We start from the raw sequence: 20,579 nt of genomic DNA, 5'->3' as shown, positions 1-20,579 counted from the left end.
TACTATTATGTTTTTATTCTAAACAGATCATTTAAGAGACGCTGCTATCCATTTTTTTCCTTCTGAAATCCTTGTCACCAGCATAGCCGAAACCAAATCACCATTAGCATTTAATAAAGTCGCTATTGGATCTACCAGAGTGCCGATAATCATTGCCGCCGGTAAAGCTTGTTCCATTGGAAATCCATAAACGGTTATTGCCAGAATCTCTCCTATATAACCCCCATTTGGAATACCACCTTCCACTACTGAAACGATTACCGTAATTCCGATTGCCATCAGCAAGGTAAAAGGATCTGTGAAATCTTTACCAAACATAGCAAAAATAACGGCTATTTTTATAATAGACGACATACTTGAACCATCTTTATGCAAAGGTGCTCCCAAAGGAATAACCACATTTCGGATATGATTAGGGATATTCATTTTTTCTGCCGCTTCCAGATTGGCAGGTATTGTAGCAATACTACTGCAAGTCCCCAACGCAGTTAATGCGGGTGTAATATTGTTTTTCCAAAACACACTTAAGCCCGTTTTTCCACCTGCCATAAAAGCATACAAACTGAAAAACACTATAAAATAAAAACTACAAGTCGCATAATAAATACCTAATGGTTTGGCGTAGGCTCCAAATAATTGTGGCCCAAAAATCCCGACCTGATACGCAAAATATGCTCCCAAGCCGATTGGAGCGGTTTTCATGATAAGATGTAGCAGCTGCTTCATCACTTCATTTCCTGAATTGAGAAAACCTCTAAATTCTTTTCCTTTTTCACCCGAACGCAAACAGGCAAATCCAGTCAAAAAAGAAAATACTATCAAAGCCAACATGTTTTTTCGGGACAACAACTCAAAGAAATCATTTGCTGTAAACAATTGCGTGATTTGAGAACCGGGACTGCTGTCTTGAATCGTCTCTAATGGAATTTTAGAAATAATAATATCTTGGTGAACCGGAAAAAACAAAACGGCGACAATCATCAAAATGGCTGAAATAATTACCGTTCCTAAAAAAACACCGATAACAATTCCGAACAATTTTCCCAGTTTTTCTGTCTTTTCCAAACTGGCAATCGAAGAAGCGATGGTAAAGAAAACTAACGGAATAATAGCTGTAAAGAGTAAATTCAAGAAAATATCTCCCAATGGCTTAATCACCTCCACCCCTTTTCCAAAAACCAAACCCAATATGCTTCCGGCTAAAATCCCTCCCAACAGCAATAAAATACTGCTGTAGTTTTTCAAAAAACCAGATGATTGTCCATTCCTCGAATTCATATCATTAAAAGTTTACGGTAAATATATAAATCTATAGGCGAATGACATCACCAATTTAAAAAGTTTAAAACTTCTAGAAAGCTCTTTTCAGGCATTGAGATATAAAAAAACAATAAATTAATGCTTTTTCTGTTTACTTTTGCAACAAATAAAATTCCATGTCAATAGAAGTAAATAATATCTCCAAAAGCTATGGTGCCCAAAAGGCATTAGACAATATCTCATTCTCTATCAACAAAGGAGAAATCGTTGGTTTTTTAGGCCCGAATGGAGCCGGAAAATCTACTTTAATGAAAATATTGACCACCTACATCAATGCCGATGAAGGTACAGCAATAGTGAATGGTCATAATGTAAACACGGATCCTAAGGCCGTTCAACTTTCTATTGGTTATTTACCGGAACACAATCCCCTGTATCTGGATTTATATGTGAGAGAATATTTGGCTTTTAATGCAGATGTTTACAAAGTAGCAAAATCCCGAATCGAAGAAGTCATTCAATTGACCGGTTTAAGTAACGAAAGTCATAAAAAAATAGGCCAATTATCCAAAGGATACCGTCAGCGTGTGGGATTAGCTAATGCTTTATTGCACAATCCCGATGTTTTGATTCTGGATGAACCTACTACTGGTTTGGATCCAAATCAATTGATTGAAATTCGTAATGTGATTAAAAACGTAGGAAAAGACAAAACTGTTTTCCTTTCAACACATATTATGCAAGAAGTGGAAGCCATTTGCGAGCGTGTCATAATCATCAATAACGGTAAAATTGTAACCGATAAAAAACTGGATAATTTAATTACTGAAGGCAAAGAACAAGTTATTGAAGTCGAATTTGACAACACGGTCGAAGAGCAACTAATTGCCAAAATCGAGAATCTTTCTTCTTATAAAAATACGCAGGACAAGATTTGGGAGTTAACCTTTACCACCGACAAAGACATGCGCCCAGCCGTTTTTGATTTTGCAAATGCCAATGGTTTAAAAACTTTACAACTCAATCAGAAGAATAAAAATCTGGAAACTGTATTTAGAGAGATTACGAAGTAGTTAGTAGTTTCCAGTCTCAATTTTCAGTCTCAGTTTATCAAAAAAAATAAGCCCGTTTAAAATGGATTTAAACGGGCTTATTTTTTATCCGAAAAAAGCTAAACGAAATAATTTTACTATTAAATTTTACTCAATCCCCAACTCCAAAACACTCTTTTTCATCTCCTCTATCGCAATCTGAATATCCAATTCAGTAGTTCTCCAGTTTACAAACGAAGCACGGATTCCTTTTCTGTTTTGATACACTGTTGGCGTCATAAATACTTTGCCTTTGTCATTAACATGGGTCAAAAACAAATTTACTTTTTCCTGATTATGGTCTCCCGCCAAAGTAAAACAAACGTTGTTCAAACGGGTTGGCGCCAATAATTCGAAGTTTTTATTTTGGACAATAAAGCTGTCAAATTGCAATGCCATCGCAACGCTATTTTCTACAATATCTTGAAATCCCAGTTTCCCATACGCCAATAGCGAAAACCAAACAGGCAATGCTTTTAAACGTCTGGAGTTTTCCGGCAAGAAATTCAAGTAACTGAAATTCTCCAACGGATCTCCTAAATAGGGTGCATTTGAATTCTGAAAGGTTTCAACTTGAAGATTTTTATGTTGTTCTTTTACCAAATAAAAAGCACTTTCATAAGGTACATTCAGCCATTTATGACAATCAATTGTAATACTGTCAGCATTTTCCCAGCCACTTATCAGGTGTTTGAATTTGGGAGAACAAGCAGCAAAACCACCAAAAGCTCCATCAATATGCCACCAAAAATTGTATTTTTCTTTCAGTTTAGTTATTGCATTGAAATCATCAAAATCAGCTGTATTTACCGTTCCTGCACTAGAAATTAGAATGAATGGTTTCCCATTTAAGCTTTCGATATTTTTCTCCAAATCCGCAATGTCAATAGCTTCACGGTTTCCTTCAATTGCTTTTATTTTAGTAAAATTTTGACTTCCAATCCCTAACATTGCCAATGATTTTACAGACGAAGAATGCGGTGTGGCGGTAAGAATCGTAATGGGTTCCGAAATTCCGTTTTTAGCAAAATCTTTCCCTATCTGAGTTCCGAACCATTGTCTGGCTACAGCCAAGCAGGTAAAATTCGACATCGTTGCTCCAGTCACAAATCCCCCTAAAAAGGATTTAGGCAGATCTAACAATTGCAACAACAAATTAATAGTTTCTATTTCTATCAAAGCCGAAACACCACCTTGTGCTTTTGTTGCCTGGGTATTTGCATCATAAATAGTGGTCAGCCAATCTCCAACAATTGAAGCCGGCGTTGCTCCTCCGGTTACAAACCCCCAATAACGGGGTCCGGCCTGTGAAACCATCAAGGGCGCTAAGCGTTGATTGAACTCTTCTAAAGCGGACAGAGCACCCAAACCTAAATCGTTTAGACCTCTATCCGTTGTGATAGAATTCTGGGTTGAAGTAGGAACTGCATCAATCGAATGCAAAAAATCAATTCCTTGTTGTTTTACTTGTTCAAGGATATTTTCTATGTCTTTTAGGTCTTCTTGAAGTATTGAATTCATTTTGGTTTGGTTTTTTTATATAAAAAAAGGGCTGAAGAATCAGCCCTTTTAAATGTTATAATCAATTAAAAAACTTGACTCGCAATTTGTCGTATATTTTCAGATTTACCCATAGAATAATAATGCAAAACGGGAACACCCGCCGCCTTCAATTCTAATGATTGTTGAATCGCCCATTCGATACCTACTTGTCTAATGTCTGTATTATTTTTGCATTGATCTACAGCATTAATTAAATCTTCAGGCAAATCGATACGGAAAATTTGCGGCAATATTTGTAAATGTCGTTGCACCGCAATTGGTTTGATCCCCGGAATAATAGGAATTGTAATTCCAATTTCTCTGGCTTTGGCTACAAATTCAAAGTATTTTGCATTGTCAAAAAACATTTGTGTTACTACATAATCCGCACCGGCATCTACTTTTTCTTTCAGCCTTTTTAAATCGGATTGTAAAGAAGGAGATTCCAAGTGTTTTTCTGGATAACCTGCCACACCAATACAAAAATCAGCTTTATTATCCTTGTCCATCACATCATGCAAATATTTCCCTTGATTAAGATGATTGATTTGTCTCACTAAATCTACCGCAAAATGATTCCCTCCATCTTTTGGAATGAAATATTGTTCGTCTTTCATCGCGTCACCTCGTAATGCCATAATATTATTTATTCCTAAATAATGACAATCAACCAACATATACTCTGTTTCCTCCTTTGTAAAACCACCACAAAGCAAGTGTGGCACAGTGTCTACATTGTATTTGTGTTTTATGGAAGCACAAATACCCAAGGTTCCCGGGCGCATTCTGGTTAATTTTTTATCTAATAAACCGTTGCCTTTATCTACATAAATATACTCTTCGCGAGAAGTAGTAACATCAATAAATGGCGGTTTGAACTCCATCAACGGATCAATATTATCATATAATTCTTGAATGCTTTTGCCTTTTTGTGGCGGTATAATCTCAAAAGAGAATAATGTTTCTCCTTTGGCTGCTTCTATATGTTCTGTTACTTTCATTTTTCTTAGTTTGAAGTCTAAGGTTTAAGCTTCTCTCGAACGACTTTAAACTTTAAACAAAATTTCAACTTTAAACTATTTTTAATCTGCAATATTCGGATTCAACCATTTCATAGCTGCTTCTGTGGAGATATTTCTTCGTTTGGCGTAATCAACCACCTGGTCTTCTTTTATTTTTCCGAGTCCAAAATATCTGCTTTCCGGATTTCCAAAATAATAACCTGAAACTGAAGAGGCCGGCCACATTGCCATACTTTCCGTTAAAGTCACTCCTATTTCTTCTGCCACATTCAATAATTTCCAGATGGTCGGTTTTTCTAGATGGTCTGGACAAGCCGGATAACCAGGTGCTGGACGAATCCCTTTATACGCCTCATCAATCATCGCCTCATTACTTAAATTCTCATCAGCTGCATAACCCCAAATTTCTTTACGAATCTTTTCGTGTAAATATTCGGCAAAAGCTTCTGCAAAACGGTCCGCCAATGCTTTGACCATTATCGAATTATAATCATCTAAATTCTTTTCGAATTCAGCTGCCCATTCATCCACACCAAATCCGGTAGTTACACAGAATGCTCCCATATAATCTGTTTTTCCGCTCTCTTTTGGAGCAATAAAATCGGCTAATGCGATATTCGGTGCCCCTTTTGTTTTTTGGGACTGCTGGCGTAACGTCAAGAATTTTTCTAATACATTTCCGTTTTCATCACGTAATTCAATATCGTCATCATTCACTTGATTCGCAGGAAAAATTCCATAGATTCCTTTGGCTGTCAGTTTCTTTTCTCTCAAGATTACTTCTAACATTTCCTGTGCATCTTTGAAAACCGCTGTTGCTTGTTCACCAACCACTTCATCAGTTAGGATAGCCGGATATTTTCCGAACAATTCCCAGGTTCTGAAAAACGGCGTCCAGTCAATATACGGAACCAAAACATCTAAGTCCACTTCGATGGTTTTTGTTCCGATGAAATTTGGCTTCACTGGGTTGTAATTCTCCCAATCCAATTTTAATTTATTAACGCGGGCTTGCTCAATAGTCAGGAAATTTTTATCTCGTGAACGATTTAAAAACGTTTCACGGAAAGCATCATATTCTGCTCTGATTTCACTCGCATATATTTTTTTATCACTATTCAGTAAACTTCCTGCAACAGTAACCGCTCTGGAAGCGTCATTTACATGAATCACTGTTTCCCTGTATTGAGGAGCAATTTTCACGGCAGTATGAGCGCGTGAGGTTGTTGCTCCACCAATCATAATTGGGATTTTTATATCCAGTTTATCTAATTCTTTGGCTAAATACACCATTTCGTCAAGCGAAGGCGTAATCAGTCCGCTCAGTCCAATAATATCTACCTTGTGTTCAATGGCAGCCGCAATGATTTTCTCTGGGGCAACCATTACGCCTAAATCAACTATTTCGTAGTTGTTACAAGCCAAAACTACAGCCACAATGTTTTTCCCGATATCATGAACATCTCCTTTTACGGTTGCCATCAAAATCTTACCGGCACTTTGAGAAGTTCCGTCTTTTTCGGCTTCAATAAAAGGTAGCAAATAGGCCACAGCTTTTTTCATTACACGAGCCGATTTTACGACCTGAGGTAAAAACATTTTTCCGCTTCCGAATAAATCTCCAACGACATTCATTCCGGCCATCAAATTTATCTCGATTACTTCAATTGGTTTTGAAGCAGCTAATCTGGCCTCTTCAATATCCTGTTCTATAAATTCATCAACTCCTTTTACCAACGAATGCGTCAATCGTTCCTGAATCGTTCCTGAGCGCCATTCCTGAACAGCTTTCTCATTACTTTTGACATCACCTTTTACATTTTCAGCAAAGTCTAAAAGTCTCTCGGTAGCATCGTCTCTTCTATTAAGAATTACATCTTCAACATGCTCTAATAAATCCTTAGGAATTTCATCATAAATAGAAAGCATCTCCGGGTTTACAATTCCCATGGTCATTCCGTGTTGAATGGCGTGGTACAAGAAAACAGAATGCATGGCTTCACGAACCGTGTCATTTCCTCTGAAAGAAAACGAAACATTACTAACGCCTCCGCTGATGTGTGCATGAGGCAAATTTTCCCTAACCCATTTGGTTCCTCTAAAGAAATCCAAGGCGTTCAAGCGGTGCTCTTCCATTCCTGTCGCTACCGGAAATATATTTAAATCGAAAATTATATCCTGTGGTGCAAAATCTACTTTATTGACCAAAATATCATACGAGCGCTTACAGATTTCGATTCGTCTTTCGTAATTATCTGCCTGTCCTACCTCATCAAATGCCATTACAATAACAGCAGCACCATAACGTTTGATTAGTTTGGCATGATGAATAAATTGCTCTTCCCCTTCTTTCAAAGAAATAGAGTTTACCACGCTTTTTCCTTGCACGACTTTTAAACCAGCTTCGATGATTTCCCATTTAGAGCTGTCAATCATGATTGGTACTCTGGAAATATCTGGTTCTGCGGCAATCAAATTCAGGAATTTCGTCATAGCATAAACGCCATCAAGCATCCCCTCATCCATATTAATATCAATGATTTGTGCGCCTCCTTCTACTTGCTCTTTGGCAATACTGAGCGCTTCTTCATATTTTTCTTCCTTGATTAATCGAAGGAATTTTCTAGAACCTGTTACATTCGTTCTTTCACCAACGTTCACAAAGACGCTGTTGGGCGTAATGATTAAAGGCTCTAATCCCGATAATACCAAGTTTCTTCTAGTTTCTGCTTGTGCCATTTTTTAATTTTGAGTTACTGAGTTTCTAAGTAGCTTAGATTCTGAGTTTTTATTGTTTTGTCTACGGTCTAAAAAACTGTAGTTAAATCGCTTCTCTACCTTTACATTGTTGCTGTTGAAACACGTGGTTTATAATTCTTAGCCACTTCTGCAATCAATCGAATATGTTCCGGTGTCGTTCCGCAACAGCCTCCGATAATGTTTACTAAATTATCATCCAAATATTCTTTTATCAACTGTTGCATTTCTTCGGCAGTTTGATCGTACTGTCCGAAAGCATTTGGCAAACCTGCATTAGGATGTGCCGAAACATTTAATGCGGTGTTCTGCGCCAAAGTTTTCAGGTACGGTTTAAGTAAATCTGCTCCTAGAGCACAATTAAACCCTACGCTTAACAATGGAATATGTGAAACCGAAATCAAGAAAGCCTCCACAGTTTGACCTGAAAGTGTTCTTCCTGAAGCATCCGTAATGGTTCCTGAAACCATGATTGGAATTTCGATATTGCGTTCGTCTTTAACTTCTTCGATAGCAAAAAGTGCCGCTTTGGCATTTAATGTGTCAAAAATGGTTTCTACCAATAATAAATCACAACCTCCATCCATCAATGCTTCGACTTGCTGTTTATAGGCAATGCGCAAATCATCAAAAGTTACTGCTCTGTAACCCGGATCGTTTACATCCGGAGACATACTCGCCGTTCTGTTTGTCGGTCCGATTGAACCGGCAACGAAACGAGGTTTGTCTGGATTTTTTGCTGTAAACTCATCGGCTACTTCACGGGCAATTCTTGCAGATTCGTAATTCAAATCATAAACAATATCCTCCAAATGATAATCGGCCATACCGATAGTAGTACCCGAAAAAGTATTGGTTTCTATGATATCAGCGCCAGCTTCAAGATAAGCGGCATGCACATCTCGAATAGCTTGTGGTTGTGTGAGTGATAATAAATCATTGTTTCCTTTTAAAGAATGAGGAAAATCCTTGAAACGTTCCCCACGGAAATCTTCTTCTGAAAAATTATATCGTTGCAACATCGTTCCCATAGCTCCATCGAGTACGAGAATGTGTTTTTTAATGGCTTCTTGAATTGTTGACATAAAATTATTTAAATCGCAATGACGCTTAAGGCGCAAAGCATTGATTATTATTTAAAAATCCCCATTTAAGCTATCTAGCCCTGATGGAAGCAATATCCTTTTATGCCGGCGTTCGGCAGAAAAGATATAGCGTACAGCAGGAAATTTTTCGGCAAAAAAAATGCCAAATCATTCGCTTCTGATACTGAAATGAATTCAGTATATAAAAATTGAAATGTTGTCAGGAAAAGGTTTGAGAAATACTGAGGAAGTATTCTTGTGTTATCTATCCATATATTAGATGGTAGAATGTAGCACCTTCTTTAAAAGTAAAGGGTTGCTAAGGTTTCATCGGGTCTTTCCCTCCGCCTTTCGTGATAACTTTCAATAAAAATAGGAACAGTGCAAAGTAAACACATAGCGCCAACAATTGCAAGTTTTTTTAAAAGTTTCTAAGAGACTGAGTTCCTAAGTTGCTAAGTTAAAAGTACTAATGAAAAAAGTTCTGAGTTACTAAGATTTTTAATTAAACTTAGCAACTCAGAACCTTAGTAACTCAGCAACTCTTTTACACAATAGCTTTCACCACCGCTTTTGGAGCCTCTTTTCGAGTTCCGTCAAATCCGTCTACACCACTTACTGTGGTATATTTCAACACATATTTTTTACCTGGATTGATGATTTGGTAGGCTGCCTGACACATTATTGTAGCTTCATGGAACCCACAAAGGATTAATTTCAACTTTCCTGGATACGTATTTACGTCACCAATGGCGAAAATTCCCGGGATATTTGTTTGATAATCCAATGCGTTATTTACTTTAATTGCATTTTTTTCAATCTCTAATCCCCAGTTACCAATAGGTCCTAATTTTGGAGTTAATCCAAAAAGTGGAACAAAATAATCAGTAGCAATGGTTCTTTGAGCCCCGTTATCGTCTTCAACAACAACAGATTCCAAACGTTCTGCGCCATTTAAACCGACTACTTCACCTGGAGTAATCATTTTTATTTTTCCGGCCGATTTTAATTCTTGCACTTTTTCTACAGAATCTAATGCGCCTCTAAATTCATTTCTTCTGTGAATCAAAGTCACTTCGGATGCTACATTAGACAAGAAAATACTCCAGTCCAAAGCAGAATCTCCTCCTCCGGCAATAACTACTCTTTTATCCCTGAATTTCTCTGGGTTTTTGATAAAGTACTTAATTCCTTTATTTTCATAAAACTCGATATCTTCAATAAGTGGTTTTCTTGGTTCAAAACTTCCCAACCCACCAGCAATTGCAATTACAGGCGCGTGAAATTTTTTCCCTTTATTTGAAGTCACGATAAAACTTCCGTCTTCTTGTTTTTCAATGGTTTCAGCACGTTCCCCAAGAGTAAAACCTGGCTCGAACTGCTTAATTTGTTCCATTAAGTTATCAACTAAATCACCAGCCAATACTTCAGGAAATCCCGGAATATCGTATATAGGTTTTTTAGGATACAATTCGGATAGTTGTCCTCCAGCTTGTGGCAGTGCATCTAAAATATGACATTTTAGTTTTAACAATCCTGCTTCAAAAACTGCAAATAAACCTGTTGGTCCGGCTCCTATTATAAGTATGTCTGTTTTAACCATTTTTCTATTCTTTATATAATTATGATTCTATTTTTATCCCACTGATTCGCATTTGTGGGCAATTTTATTTTTTTATTTTTTGGTGCGGCAAATAAACGGATGATTTTTGTTTCTTAAGATGATAATTATCATCCCTTACTTTATCACTCTGTTTATTCCTTATTCTTTAACGCTGCTGTAATTTCATTCATTTTTTGAACTTTATCTTCGAAATTTCCTTTCAGCGTTTTGCGATATTCATTTAGGTTTTCTACCATTTTATTAATATCATCCGGAATTATTTCTTCAAAAAATTCGCGTAATCTTTTGGCTGTTGTTGGTGATTTCCCATTGGTTGAAATGGCAATTTTCACATTTCCTTTGGTAACAATCCCTCCCAAATAATAATCACATAAATCCGGTGTATCGGCAATATTGCAAATCAGGTATCTTTTCCTGGACAAATCGTATACCCGTTTATTGATTTTCAGATCATCGGTACAGGCAATCACCATGTGTCGCTTCTTCAGCATTTTTTTCTTGAACTTGGCTTTGGTCAATTTCACCGACGGATGCTTTTCAACTAACAGTTCTAATTCTTGTAAAAACCTTGGTGCCACTACCTCAACATTAGCATTTGGACTGGATTTTAACATGAAAGACAATTTTTCTAAGCCCACATTTCCGCCACCTACAATCAATACATTAAGATTGTGCAGTTTTAAAAAAGCCGGATATAATTCGTTTCTTTCCATTGTTGCCTATGTGTTTTCGTCGATAATGTCGGATCTCGACCGACCCTACGAAATAATTTCTTTTGATATAAACTCTTCGTAAAATCCTTTTAACTGATTGCTTTCTTTGACTACTTCTCCAATTACAATAATTGCAGGAGAACTTAATTTGTTCTCGGCGACTATCTGTTGAATGGTATTTATTGTTCCAACACCTATTTTTTCATTTACAGTCGTTCCGTTTTGAATAATCGCAACGGGAGTTTCTCCTTTGGATTCCTTTTGAAATAAAGTAACAATTTGTGACAATTTACTCATTCCCATCAAAATTACAACAGTTGCAGATGATTGCGCTGCAAGAGCTATATCATTTGACAATTTTCTGTCGGAAGTTGTTCCTGTTATTACCCAAAAGCTTTCCGAAACTCCTCTTTTTGTCAAAGAAATTCCTTGGTAAGCGGGAACTGCAATCGATGAAGAGATTCCAGGAACTACAAATGTAGGAATTCCAAAGCTTTCTACGTATTCTACCTCTTCACTTCCTCTTCCGAAAATAAATGGATCGCCCCCTTTTAATCGAACAACGTGTCCATACGTAAGCGCATTGTCCACAATCAACTGATTGATTTGATCCTGCGTATATTCGTGACAGCCTTTTCTTTTGCCAACAAATATTCGTATTGCCTTTTCCGGGGCATGGTTCATTATCTCTTCATTGGCCAAGGCATCATACAAAACCACATTCGCTTCAGCAAGTGCCTTCACTCCTTTTAGAGTAAGTAAATCCGGGTCGCCCGGACCAGCGCCCACTAAAGTTACTTTGGGTTCTATTATTTTATGCATTAGCTAAATCTTTGGCTCTGTAAGTTTCTAAATTTTCAAAAAACGAAACTGCTTCTTGAATGTATTTTTGTGCAAATGCTTCAGAAGGTTCATTCTGATTGATTTGATATACCAAGTCTGCAAAAGTTGAATTCAACTCGATTTTATTGCTTTCGATGAAAACAGTATCAAACAAACTGATAATTCCTGCATGGTGATTCGTTTTCTGATTTTCAGCTAACAATAAAGCTTTCGCTCCATTTACAAAACCTGCATAGGCTAAATAAATTGCATCTGCCCATTTTTTATCATCAAAAGCTTCATGCGCAAAAGTTAATTTGTCTTTAGCTTCGAATAGTAATGTAGCGACTAAATCAATTACAACACCTGCACATTCTCCAACTCCAACAGCTTTCACATAATTATCAGCATTACCCCAATCTACGAAATCAGCTTCCGTTAGGTTGGTTACATCTGCTAATGGTTTCAAAAACTCATAGAAATATTTCTCTCCTTTTGCATCATAATAATCTAAGAATCGCGCTCCATTTCCATTCGCTTCAAAATCATTTAAGATTAGTCGTAAAGCTTCTGGACCTCTTCTGCTAGGGATTTTGATTACTTTATCAGAGAATCTTCCGTTTCCGTTTCCTAATATTCCACCTCCCAATAATACCTGTAATGCTGGCGCTACTAATTTCCCTGCATTGATTGACATTCCCTGAAAACCAATTTCAGCCATATTGTGTTGCCCACAGGCATTCATACAACCACTAATTTTGATAGCAATCTCTTTATTATTAACAAATTGAGGGTATTCTATTTTTAAAACTTTTTCTAATTCTTCAGCAATACCAGTACTACTCGCAATCCCTAAGTTACAGGTATCTGTACCTGGACATGCGGTGATATCACCAATGGTATTATAGCCTAAAGAAACGAAATCCAGTTTGGCTAATTCCTGATAAAAGAAAGCTAAATTCTCTTCTTTAATATTACGGATAACAATGTTTTGTCGTAATGAAAAACGCAATTCATTAGCACCGTAATTTTTAATTAAATCCGCTAACAATCTGGCTTTATCCGTATAAAAATCCCCTAAAAGTATTTTAATTCCAATAGCTACATATCCTGCTTGCTTTTGTGGAATTACATTTGATTTTTTCCATGCTTCAAAAGCTTCAACATCTTCAAGAGTTACTGTTGGTACCGCCAACAACGGCTCTGTAATAGCTCCTTCAAAAGCGGTAGTATCTATTTCATAGGTTAGATTAGGCAAAGCTTTTTTCTCTTGCTCAACTAAACGTAAAAATTCCTCTTTACCCAGATCTTTAATTAAGAATTTCAAACGTGCTTTTAAACGTTTTGCTCTTTCTCCGTAACGGTCAAAAACTCTGATTACCCCTTCGGCAGTTGGAATAATTTGATTAACCGGCACAAATTCTGAAAGAAGTTCCGCATGACTTGGTTGAGAACCTAATCCTCCTCCAAGCATTACTTTAAATCCTTTTTCTCCATTTACAATTTTTGGAATAAACCCTAAATCGTGCATATAGCTTAAGGCTGTATCTTCATCTGATGAGGAGAATGATATTTTAAACTTACGACCCATTTCCTGACAAACTGGGTTACGCAATAAATATTGAAATAAACCATGAGCATAAGGACTTACGTCAAAAGGTTCATTAACATCAACACCTGCTAATTCACTGGCAGTAATATTACGTACCGTGTTTCCACAAGCTTCTCTCAATGTGATATCGTCTTTTGCTAATTCTGACCAAAGCTCTGGAGTTCTGTCTAAACTCACATAGTGAATCTGAATATCCTGACGCGTTGTAATATGCAAACGACCTGTAGAATACTTGTCTGAAACTTCAGTAATTCTTTTTAATTGCTCACTGGTTACTTTTCCATAAGGCAATTTAATACGAATCATTTGCACACCTTCCTGACGTTGGCCGTAAATACCACGTGCCAAACGAAGACTACGAAAACGCTCATCGTCAATCTGTCCATTACGGAATGAATAAATCTTTTTCTCTAAATCGATAATCTCTTTTTGGACAATCGGGTCTTCTATTTCGGTTCTAAAACTTTGCATATCTTTTTAGCTATAGGCTTCAGGCTGTAAGCTGTAAACTCGTTTGCCTCTACCTTAATTAATAATTACTTCCTGCTTAAAGCCAACTGCTTAAAGCTTATCGCCTTTATTTAATAAATCCTACTCCTGCGGTTGTATTCGTTGCCACATCAATTAAAATAAATGCTCCATTTGATTTATTGTCATTGTAAGCATCAAAATATAAAGGTTTACTCAATTTAATAGTCACTTCTCCGATTTCATTAATAGCTAATTGAGTGGCTGGTACTGAACCTGAATAATCAGTTGCGATTACATTTTTTATACTGTCAATTTTTGCTAAAACTCTGTTCGTGTTGTGTTGTATTAAATATTTTGTTCCTGGAACTAACTTTTTGCTGTCCATCCAACAAATAGTTGTGTTGATGTCTTTTTCTATTTTAGGAAGTTCATCTGATTTTACAATCATATCCCCTCTGGTCACATTAATATCATTTTCTAATTCGATTGTGATGGATGAACCTGCAGTAGCTTCGTCATATTGTTTATCGAAGAAGTGAATGTTGCTCACTTTAGATTTCGTTAAAGAAGGAAGCACGGTTACCGCATCCCCAACTTTAATATTGTTCCCATATAATTTACCAGCATATCCTCTAAAGTCATGGTATTCCTCTGTTTTTGGTCTGATTACCGTTTGAACAGGGAAACGTGCTTTACCTGTTTCAAATACATCTTCCGGCTCTAAGGCTTCCAAATGCTCCAAAACTGTTTGTCCTGTATACCAAGGCATGTTTTCTGATCTATCAGCTACATTTCCTCCGTTGATAGCACTCAAAGGAATATAACTAACGGTTTGTTCTTTGAAAGAACTTTTAGCATTTAAAGCCTGAAAATCAGATTTAATTTTATTGAATACTTCTTCTGAATAATCAACCAAATCCATTTTGTTTATCGCAACAATTACTTCTTTTACACGCAATAAATTATTGATAAAAAAGTGTCTGTACGTTTGCTCAATCACTCCTTTTCTAGCATCAATCAAAATAATGGACACTTGTGAAGTTGAAGCTCCGGTAACCATGTTACGTGTGTATTCAACGTGACCTGGAGTATCGGCAATGATGTAACTTTTTTTGGCAGTCGAAAAATAAATATGCGCCACATCAATTGTAATTCCTTGTTCTCTCTCGGCAACCAAACCATCGGTAGCCAAAGAAAAATCTAAATAATCGTATCCTTTTTGTTTACTGCTCTTTTCTATTGCTTCAATCTTATCTGTAGTCAAGGATTTTGTATCGTATAATAATCTTCCGATTAATGTACTTTTTCCGTCATCTACACTTCCTGCTGTTGCTATTTTTAAAACTTCCATTCTTGTTTTTTGTTTAAAGCTTAAAAGTTTAAGGTTTCAAGTTTTTCCAAACACCTCTATGTAAACTTCTAAATTTGATTTTATTATTTTAAATGTTGAATTTTAAATTTTAAATGTCTCGGAACAATTCATAATTTAAAATTCATAATTTATAATTGTTTTCTAAAAGTATCCTTGCTGTTTTCTTTTTTCCATGGCAGCTTCAGAACGTTTGTCATCAATTCTGGCACCTCTTTCAGAAATAGTAGAAGATCTGATCTCACCAACTACTTCTTTAATAGTTGCTGCATAAGACTCCACTGCTGCAGTACAACTCATATCTCCAACTGTTCTGAAACGAACAATTCTTTCTTCGATTTCTTCGTCTTCTTCCTGATACACAAATGGAGAATGTGACCAGATTAAACCGTCTCTTAAGAACACTTTACGTTTGTGTGAAAAGTAGATTGATGGAATTTCAATTCCTTCTTCTTCAATATAACTCCAAACATCTAATTCAGTCCAGTTCGAAATTGGAAAAACACGAACATTTTGACCATTTTCAATTTTTCCGTTCAAAATATCAAACAACTCCGGACGTTGATTTTTTTCATCCCACTGACCAAAGTCATCACGAACAGAAAAAATACGCTCTTTTGCTCTTGCTTTCTCCTCATCTCTACGCGCTCCTCCAATACAAGCATCAAATTTAAATTCTTCAATAGCATCCAAAAGAGTAGTCGTTTGCAAACTGTTTCTACTCGAATATTTACCTGTTTCTTCCACTACTTTACCTTCATCAATAGCATCCTGAACATTACGAACGATTAATTCCAATCCTAATTCAGCTACCAATTTATCTCTAAACTCAATAGTTTCAGGGAAGTTATGTCCTGTATCAACGTGTAAAAGAGGAAAAGGAATTTTAGCAGGAAAAAAGGCTTTTTGTGCTAAACGTACCAATGTAATAGAATCTTTCCCACCAGAGAAAAGCAATACTGGTTTATCAAATTGAGAAATAACTTCTCTGAAAATATATATTGCTTCGCTTTCTAAAGCATTTGTTTTTAATATTGAACTCATTATTATTTGGTAATTTGTTTATTTGTTTATTCGGCTAAACGATCAAACACCTAAACGATTAAACTTTTTATTTTTGGTGTAAACCACATTCTTTATGACTAGATTCCCACGACCATCTTCCCGCTCTTATGTCTTCTCCTGGAGCAATCGCTCTGGTACAAGGTGCACAACCAATGCTCACAAATCCTTTTTTATGCAGGACATTTTGTGGTACATTATTTTTTTCTAAATAGTCTTCCACTTCTTTCAAAGTCCATTTCAATAATGGATTGAATTTTATGATATCAAAATGGGCATCATATTCAAAAGTGGCTAAATCACTTCTGTTTTCTGATTGTTCCGCACGCAAACCGGTAATCCAAATTGCATTTCCTTTTAATGCTTTTGTCAGCGGCGCCACTTTTCGAATAAAACAACATTCTTTTCTATTCTCAACTGATTCGTAAAAACTGTTTGGGCCTTTTTTATTTAATAATTCCTCCACTGAAGCAGCTTCCGGAAAATACGTTTTAATCTCTTTTTTATATTTTTTCAATGTCTTATGAAAAACATCGTAAGTCTCTTGAAATAATCTTCCTGTATCTAAAGTAAAAATGGTAATCGGTAAATCATTTTGACCGATTAAAGCCGTAATCACTTGATCTTCCTGCCCAAATGAAGTAGAAAAAACTACTTTGTCCTTGTATTCATCAGCTAAAAATGAAAGCGTTTCCTCTATGCTGAAATCTTTCGTTTTTTCTAATAAAGTATTTACAATTGCTGTACTCATTATAATAATTTAGATAAGGTTTTTAAACTTAAAATGATAATTAATATCCCAACTGCAATCATCATAGGTTTTCTTTTGATTCTATTGACCAAAACAGCCGCAATAGGAGCTGCCATCACACCGCCTAAAATCAATCCTATAATTACTTGCCATCCTTGTATTCCTCCAAAAAGCATAAAAGTTACACCACTGGCAAAAGCTACCGCAAACTCGGCCGCATTTACAGAACCAATCGTATATCTGGGATGTCTGCCATTTCCTAACAAAGTAGAAGTAACAATTGGTCCCCAACCGCCACCACCTACAGCATCCATAAAACCTCCGAAAGTAGCCAAGACACCTAACTTTCTTGTTTTCTTTTTAATGATATTTTTCTTCAATGCTTTTCTGATGATAATACAAGCCAAAACAATCATATACACTGCAATAAAAGGCTTAATAACATCCCCATCAATTACATCAGACAACAAATAAGCCCCGGTGATTGATCCTAAAACTCCAGGAATTAAAAGGTGTCGTACTAATTTTTTATTGATATTACCAAATCTATGATGAGAAATGGCAGATGCACCGGTTGTAAACATTTCAGCAACGTGAACTCCTGTACTACTAATTGCTGGTGGAATTCCATATGCCAATAAAAAAGAAGTGGACGTGGCTCCGTACCCCATACCTAAAGTTCCGTCTACCAACTGAGCAAAGATTCCAATACAGAAAAAGATTAAAAATTCCTGGTTAAACCCTCCTACAAAACCATTCCAGGAAAATTCATCATAATGGTTGTATACCAATGTCGAGAATAATCCAATTAACAAAACAACTGGAATTAGAACCCACAAACGTTCTGCGAAAGTCGTTTCCGTTTTTATTGTAACATTATTATCTTTTGATTCTTTACTCATGATTTTAAAATTCAATTATTAATTTTTTTTAAATCTATTACCCTATCGGGATACTGGATTAAAGTACAAAAATAAGACTTTTTTATTAACTACAAAACTTAATTAAAATTTTATTGGCTAAAAAGAGATGTCTGCCAGGGTGTTATTCTCCAAAATCATCAAAGTATTGTCACGCACTTCTGTCATTAATTTATGAACAGAACAACTGGCTTCATCAATACAGTCATCACATTTCTCGTAAAAATTATGGCTCACACAAGGCAATAATGCGATTGGCCCTTCGAGAATTCGATAGACATGGGCCATATTAATATCTTTTGGATCTTTAATCAAATAATATCCTCCGCCTTTTCCTTTTTTGGCTCCTAAAAAACCGGAGTGGCGTAATAGTAGTAAAATACTTTCCAAAAACTTAATCGAAATATTTTCACTCTTTGCTATCTCAGCAATTTGTACAGGTGAATTATCTTCTTGGCGAGCCAAAAAGGTCAGTGCTTTTATTCCGTATTTTGTTTTTTTTGAGAGCATGTTTTTGAAAAGATAATAAATGATAGTCTTTGAGATAATAGAGTCAAAAATATAAAATAAAGATTAACTTTTTTTGCAGAATTACAAAACTCTATTTCTACACGAAACTACAAACTTTAATTTTCGTTATCTCCTTTAAATAAAATTATTTTAAAATTTCATCGCAGATTGATGTTATAAAATCCATTTCTGTATAAAAATCGTGTTCTCTATTTTTAATAATTTCAAAGTCTACTGAAATCTTTTCAAACCAATCATCAGTTGGTTTGTTGTTGTCATTTTCTCCAAAATAGAGTTTTATTGTACTATTTGGAATTTCATTTTCATACCGCAATCTTGTTGATGAAACGGCAAAGAGATTTTCAACATTTAACCCCTTCAAAGCTGCTTTCCACGCTATAGTTCCTCCGACACTGAACGCAAGGATATTTATTTTCTCTTTTTCAGATATCAATAAATTGGCAACTGCTCTTTCTATTCCTCCATTAACAAACTGCTCATGTAATTTAACTTCGTAATAATTTGTTGCATCAATTTCTCCCAAAAGACAACTATCGTACACCACAATTTCAAAATTGCATTCTAAAATTGCAACATACTCTTTCATCCAATCTCCATTTTTCAAACCCCATAAATCGGAAAGGATAATTAATTTTGGTTTCATTTTTTAAAATTAGTCTATCAATTTGAAAAATAATGATTGAATAGTAACGATTTTGAACGCACCATAAATCTGGTAATGCTTCACGCGAGTCAAAAATCGTTACTCTTCATTCTAAAACTTTTATGACAATGCCTGTTCCAAATCAGCAATCACATCTTTCACTGTTTCTAAACCAACAGAAACACGTACCAAACCATCCGTAATACTAACTGCCAAACGTTCTTCAACAGATAATTTACTATGTGTGGTAGAAGCAGGATGTGTAACTATCGTTCTGGTATCTCCTAAATTTGCCGAAAGCGAACACAATTGTATTTTATCCAAAAATGCTCTTCCAGCTTCAATTCCACCTTTGATTTCGAAAGCGACAATATTTCCTCCCAATTTCATTTGCTTTTTGGCTATTTCATATTGCGGATGTGATTTCAGGAAAGGATATTTCACACTGTTTACATTTGGATTATTTTCCAAAAATTCGGCTACTTTCAACGCATTTTCACAGTGTTTCTCCACACGAACAGCCAAAGTTTCTAAACTTTTGGATAAAACCCAGGCATTGAATGGTGACAAAGCCGGTCCTGTATTTCTGGAGAACAAATAAATTTTTCTGATTAGGTCTTCACTTCCTACTGCAACTCCTCCTAAAACTCTTCCTTGTCCATCAATTAATTTTGTTGCAGAATGCACCACTAGGTGTGCTCCAAATTTAATAGGCTGTTGGATATAAGGTGTTGCAAAACAGTTATCAATAATTAATATTAGGTTGTGTTTTTTAGCAATATCTCCCAATAACTGCAAATCAATAATATCTACTGCAGGATTTGTCGGCGATTCTGCATACAGAATTTTAGTATTTGGTTTAATAAAACTTTCAATTGTTTCCGGTTCATTGATATCGAAATACGAAGTTTCAATATTCCATTTTGGAAAATAAGTCGTAAACAAAGCATGTGTAGAACCAAAAACGCTACTTGCAGAAACGATATGATCACCAGCGTTCAATAATGCAGCAAAAGTCGAATAGACTGCAGCCATACCAGTTGCAAAAGCATATCCTGCTTCAGCTCCTTCCATTTTGCAGATTTTCTCCACAAACTCAGTAGTGTTTGGATTACTGAAACGACTGTAAATATTTCTGTCTTTTTCTTCCGTAAAAGAAGCGCGCATGTCTTCTGCATCTTCGAATACAAAACTTGAGGATAAATACAAAGGCACAGAATGCTCTAAATATTGTGATCTTTCTATTTGCGTACGTATAGCTTGGGTTTCAAAACCAAATTCTTGTTCGTTCATTGTAATTGTTT

At 35.9% G+C, this 20,579-nt stretch carries 17 protein-coding genes and 1 riboswitch; of the genes, 1 reads left to right on the top strand and 16 read right to left on the bottom strand.

The window, feature by feature from the left end:
* Positions 1–27: 27 nt before the first annotated feature.
* Positions 28–1,278 carry a dicarboxylate/amino acid:cation symporter gene (locus ABEB23_RS13115; protein ID WP_348813056.1) on the bottom strand — a complete coding sequence of 417 codons (1,251 nt, stop codon included), beginning with the start codon at positions 1,276–1,278 and terminating at the stop codon, positions 28–30.
* A gap of 158 nt (positions 1,279–1,436) precedes the next feature.
* On the opposite strand from ABEB23_RS13115, the gene gldA reads away from it, so the two are divergent.
* Positions 1,437–2,333, top strand: coding sequence for a gliding motility-associated ABC transporter ATP-binding subunit GldA (gene gldA / locus ABEB23_RS13110; protein WP_348813055.1), 897 nt, complete (start codon positions 1,437–1,439; stop codon positions 2,331–2,333).
* Between the two features lie 126 nt (positions 2,334–2,459).
* Here gldA and ABEB23_RS13105 read toward each other — a convergent pair whose 3' ends face one another.
* The 15 genes from ABEB23_RS13105 to ABEB23_RS13035 form a co-directional block, all read right to left on the bottom strand.
* Positions 2,460–3,872 (bottom strand): pyridoxal phosphate-dependent decarboxylase family protein, encoded by a 1,413-nt coding sequence (locus tag ABEB23_RS13105; RefSeq protein ID WP_348813054.1) that lies wholly within the window; start codon positions 3,870–3,872, stop codon positions 2,460–2,462.
* 65 nt (positions 3,873–3,937) lie between these two features.
* Entirely contained in the window at positions 3,938–4,894 is a 957-nt protein-coding gene (gene metF / locus ABEB23_RS13100) for a methylenetetrahydrofolate reductase [NAD(P)H] (protein ID WP_348813053.1), read from the bottom strand.
* Positions 4,895–4,975: 81 nt separating this feature from the next.
* Entirely contained in the window at positions 4,976–7,654 is a 2,679-nt protein-coding gene (gene metH / locus ABEB23_RS13095; protein WP_348813052.1) for a methionine synthase, read from the bottom strand.
* 101 nt (positions 7,655–7,755) lie between these two features.
* Positions 7,756–8,757, bottom strand: a complete 1,002-nt coding sequence (locus ABEB23_RS13090) for a homocysteine S-methyltransferase family protein (RefSeq protein WP_348813051.1) — start codon at positions 8,755–8,757, stop codon at positions 7,756–7,758.
* A 258-nt stretch (positions 8,758–9,015) separates the two neighbouring features.
* Positions 9,016–9,120, bottom strand: a riboswitch (SAM riboswitch).
* A 184-nt stretch (positions 9,121–9,304) separates the two neighbouring features.
* Entirely contained in the window at positions 9,305–10,360 is a 1,056-nt protein-coding gene (locus tag ABEB23_RS13085) for an NAD(P)/FAD-dependent oxidoreductase (RefSeq protein ID WP_348813050.1), read from the bottom strand.
* Between the two features lie 152 nt (positions 10,361–10,512).
* The gene (locus tag ABEB23_RS13080; protein ID WP_348813049.1) at positions 10,513–11,094 is read right to left on the bottom strand and encodes a precorrin-2 dehydrogenase/sirohydrochlorin ferrochelatase family protein; all 582 of its coding nucleotides are present in this window, start codon (positions 11,092–11,094) and stop codon (positions 10,513–10,515) included.
* Positions 11,095–11,139: 45 nt separating this feature from the next.
* A complete protein-coding gene (cobA, locus tag ABEB23_RS13075; RefSeq protein ID WP_348813048.1) occupies positions 11,140–11,916 on the bottom strand; it encodes a uroporphyrinogen-III C-methyltransferase in 777 nt (258 codons plus the stop codon).
* Positions 11,909–13,999 carry a ferredoxin-like domain-containing protein gene (locus tag ABEB23_RS13070; RefSeq protein ID WP_348813047.1) on the bottom strand — a complete coding sequence of 697 codons (2,091 nt, stop codon included), beginning with the start codon at positions 13,997–13,999 and terminating at the stop codon, positions 11,909–11,911. Before ABEB23_RS13070 ends, cobA begins: the two co-directional genes overlap by 8 nt.
* Positions 14,000–14,105: 106 nt before the next feature.
* A complete protein-coding gene (locus tag ABEB23_RS13065; protein WP_348813046.1) occupies positions 14,106–15,350 on the bottom strand; it encodes a sulfate adenylyltransferase subunit 1 in 1,245 nt (414 codons plus the stop codon).
* Positions 15,351–15,512: 162 nt separating this feature from the next.
* The gene (cysD, locus tag ABEB23_RS13060; protein WP_348813045.1) at positions 15,513–16,412 is read right to left on the bottom strand and encodes a sulfate adenylyltransferase subunit CysD; all 900 of its coding nucleotides are present in this window, start codon (positions 16,410–16,412) and stop codon (positions 15,513–15,515) included.
* A 67-nt stretch (positions 16,413–16,479) separates the two neighbouring features.
* On the bottom strand, positions 16,480–17,181 hold the full coding sequence (locus tag ABEB23_RS13055) for a phosphoadenylyl-sulfate reductase (RefSeq protein ID WP_348813044.1): 702 nt from the start codon (positions 17,179–17,181) through the stop codon (positions 16,480–16,482).
* Complete coding sequence (locus ABEB23_RS13050) at positions 17,181–18,083, bottom strand: sulfite exporter TauE/SafE family protein (RefSeq protein ID WP_348813043.1); 903 nt, start codon at positions 18,081–18,083, stop codon at positions 17,181–17,183. The genes ABEB23_RS13055 and ABEB23_RS13050 overlap by 1 nt, the downstream gene beginning before the upstream one ends.
* A 117-nt stretch (positions 18,084–18,200) precedes the next feature.
* On the bottom strand, positions 18,201–18,611 hold the full coding sequence (locus tag ABEB23_RS13045) for an RrF2 family transcriptional regulator (RefSeq protein WP_348813042.1): 411 nt from the start codon (positions 18,609–18,611) through the stop codon (positions 18,201–18,203).
* A gap of 145 nt (positions 18,612–18,756) precedes the next feature.
* Positions 18,757–19,275: an alpha/beta hydrolase gene (locus tag ABEB23_RS13040; protein WP_348813041.1), complete on the bottom strand. Its 519-nt coding sequence runs from the start codon at positions 19,273–19,275 to the stop codon at positions 18,757–18,759.
* Positions 19,276–19,395: 120 nt separating this feature from the next.
* On the bottom strand, positions 19,396–20,568 hold the full coding sequence (locus tag ABEB23_RS13035; protein ID WP_348813040.1) for a trans-sulfuration enzyme family protein: 1,173 nt from the start codon (positions 20,566–20,568) through the stop codon (positions 19,396–19,398).
* Positions 20,569–20,579: the final 11 nt, after the last annotated feature.

Origin of the sequence: Flavobacterium maritimum (assembly GCF_040049085.1) — a bacterium.
GTDB classification, from domain to species: Bacteria; Bacteroidota; Bacteroidia; order Flavobacteriales; family Flavobacteriaceae; genus Flavobacterium; species Flavobacterium maritimum.
Note: the sequence above shows the minus strand (reverse complement) of the source record. Positions and strands in the feature narration are given on the sequence as shown.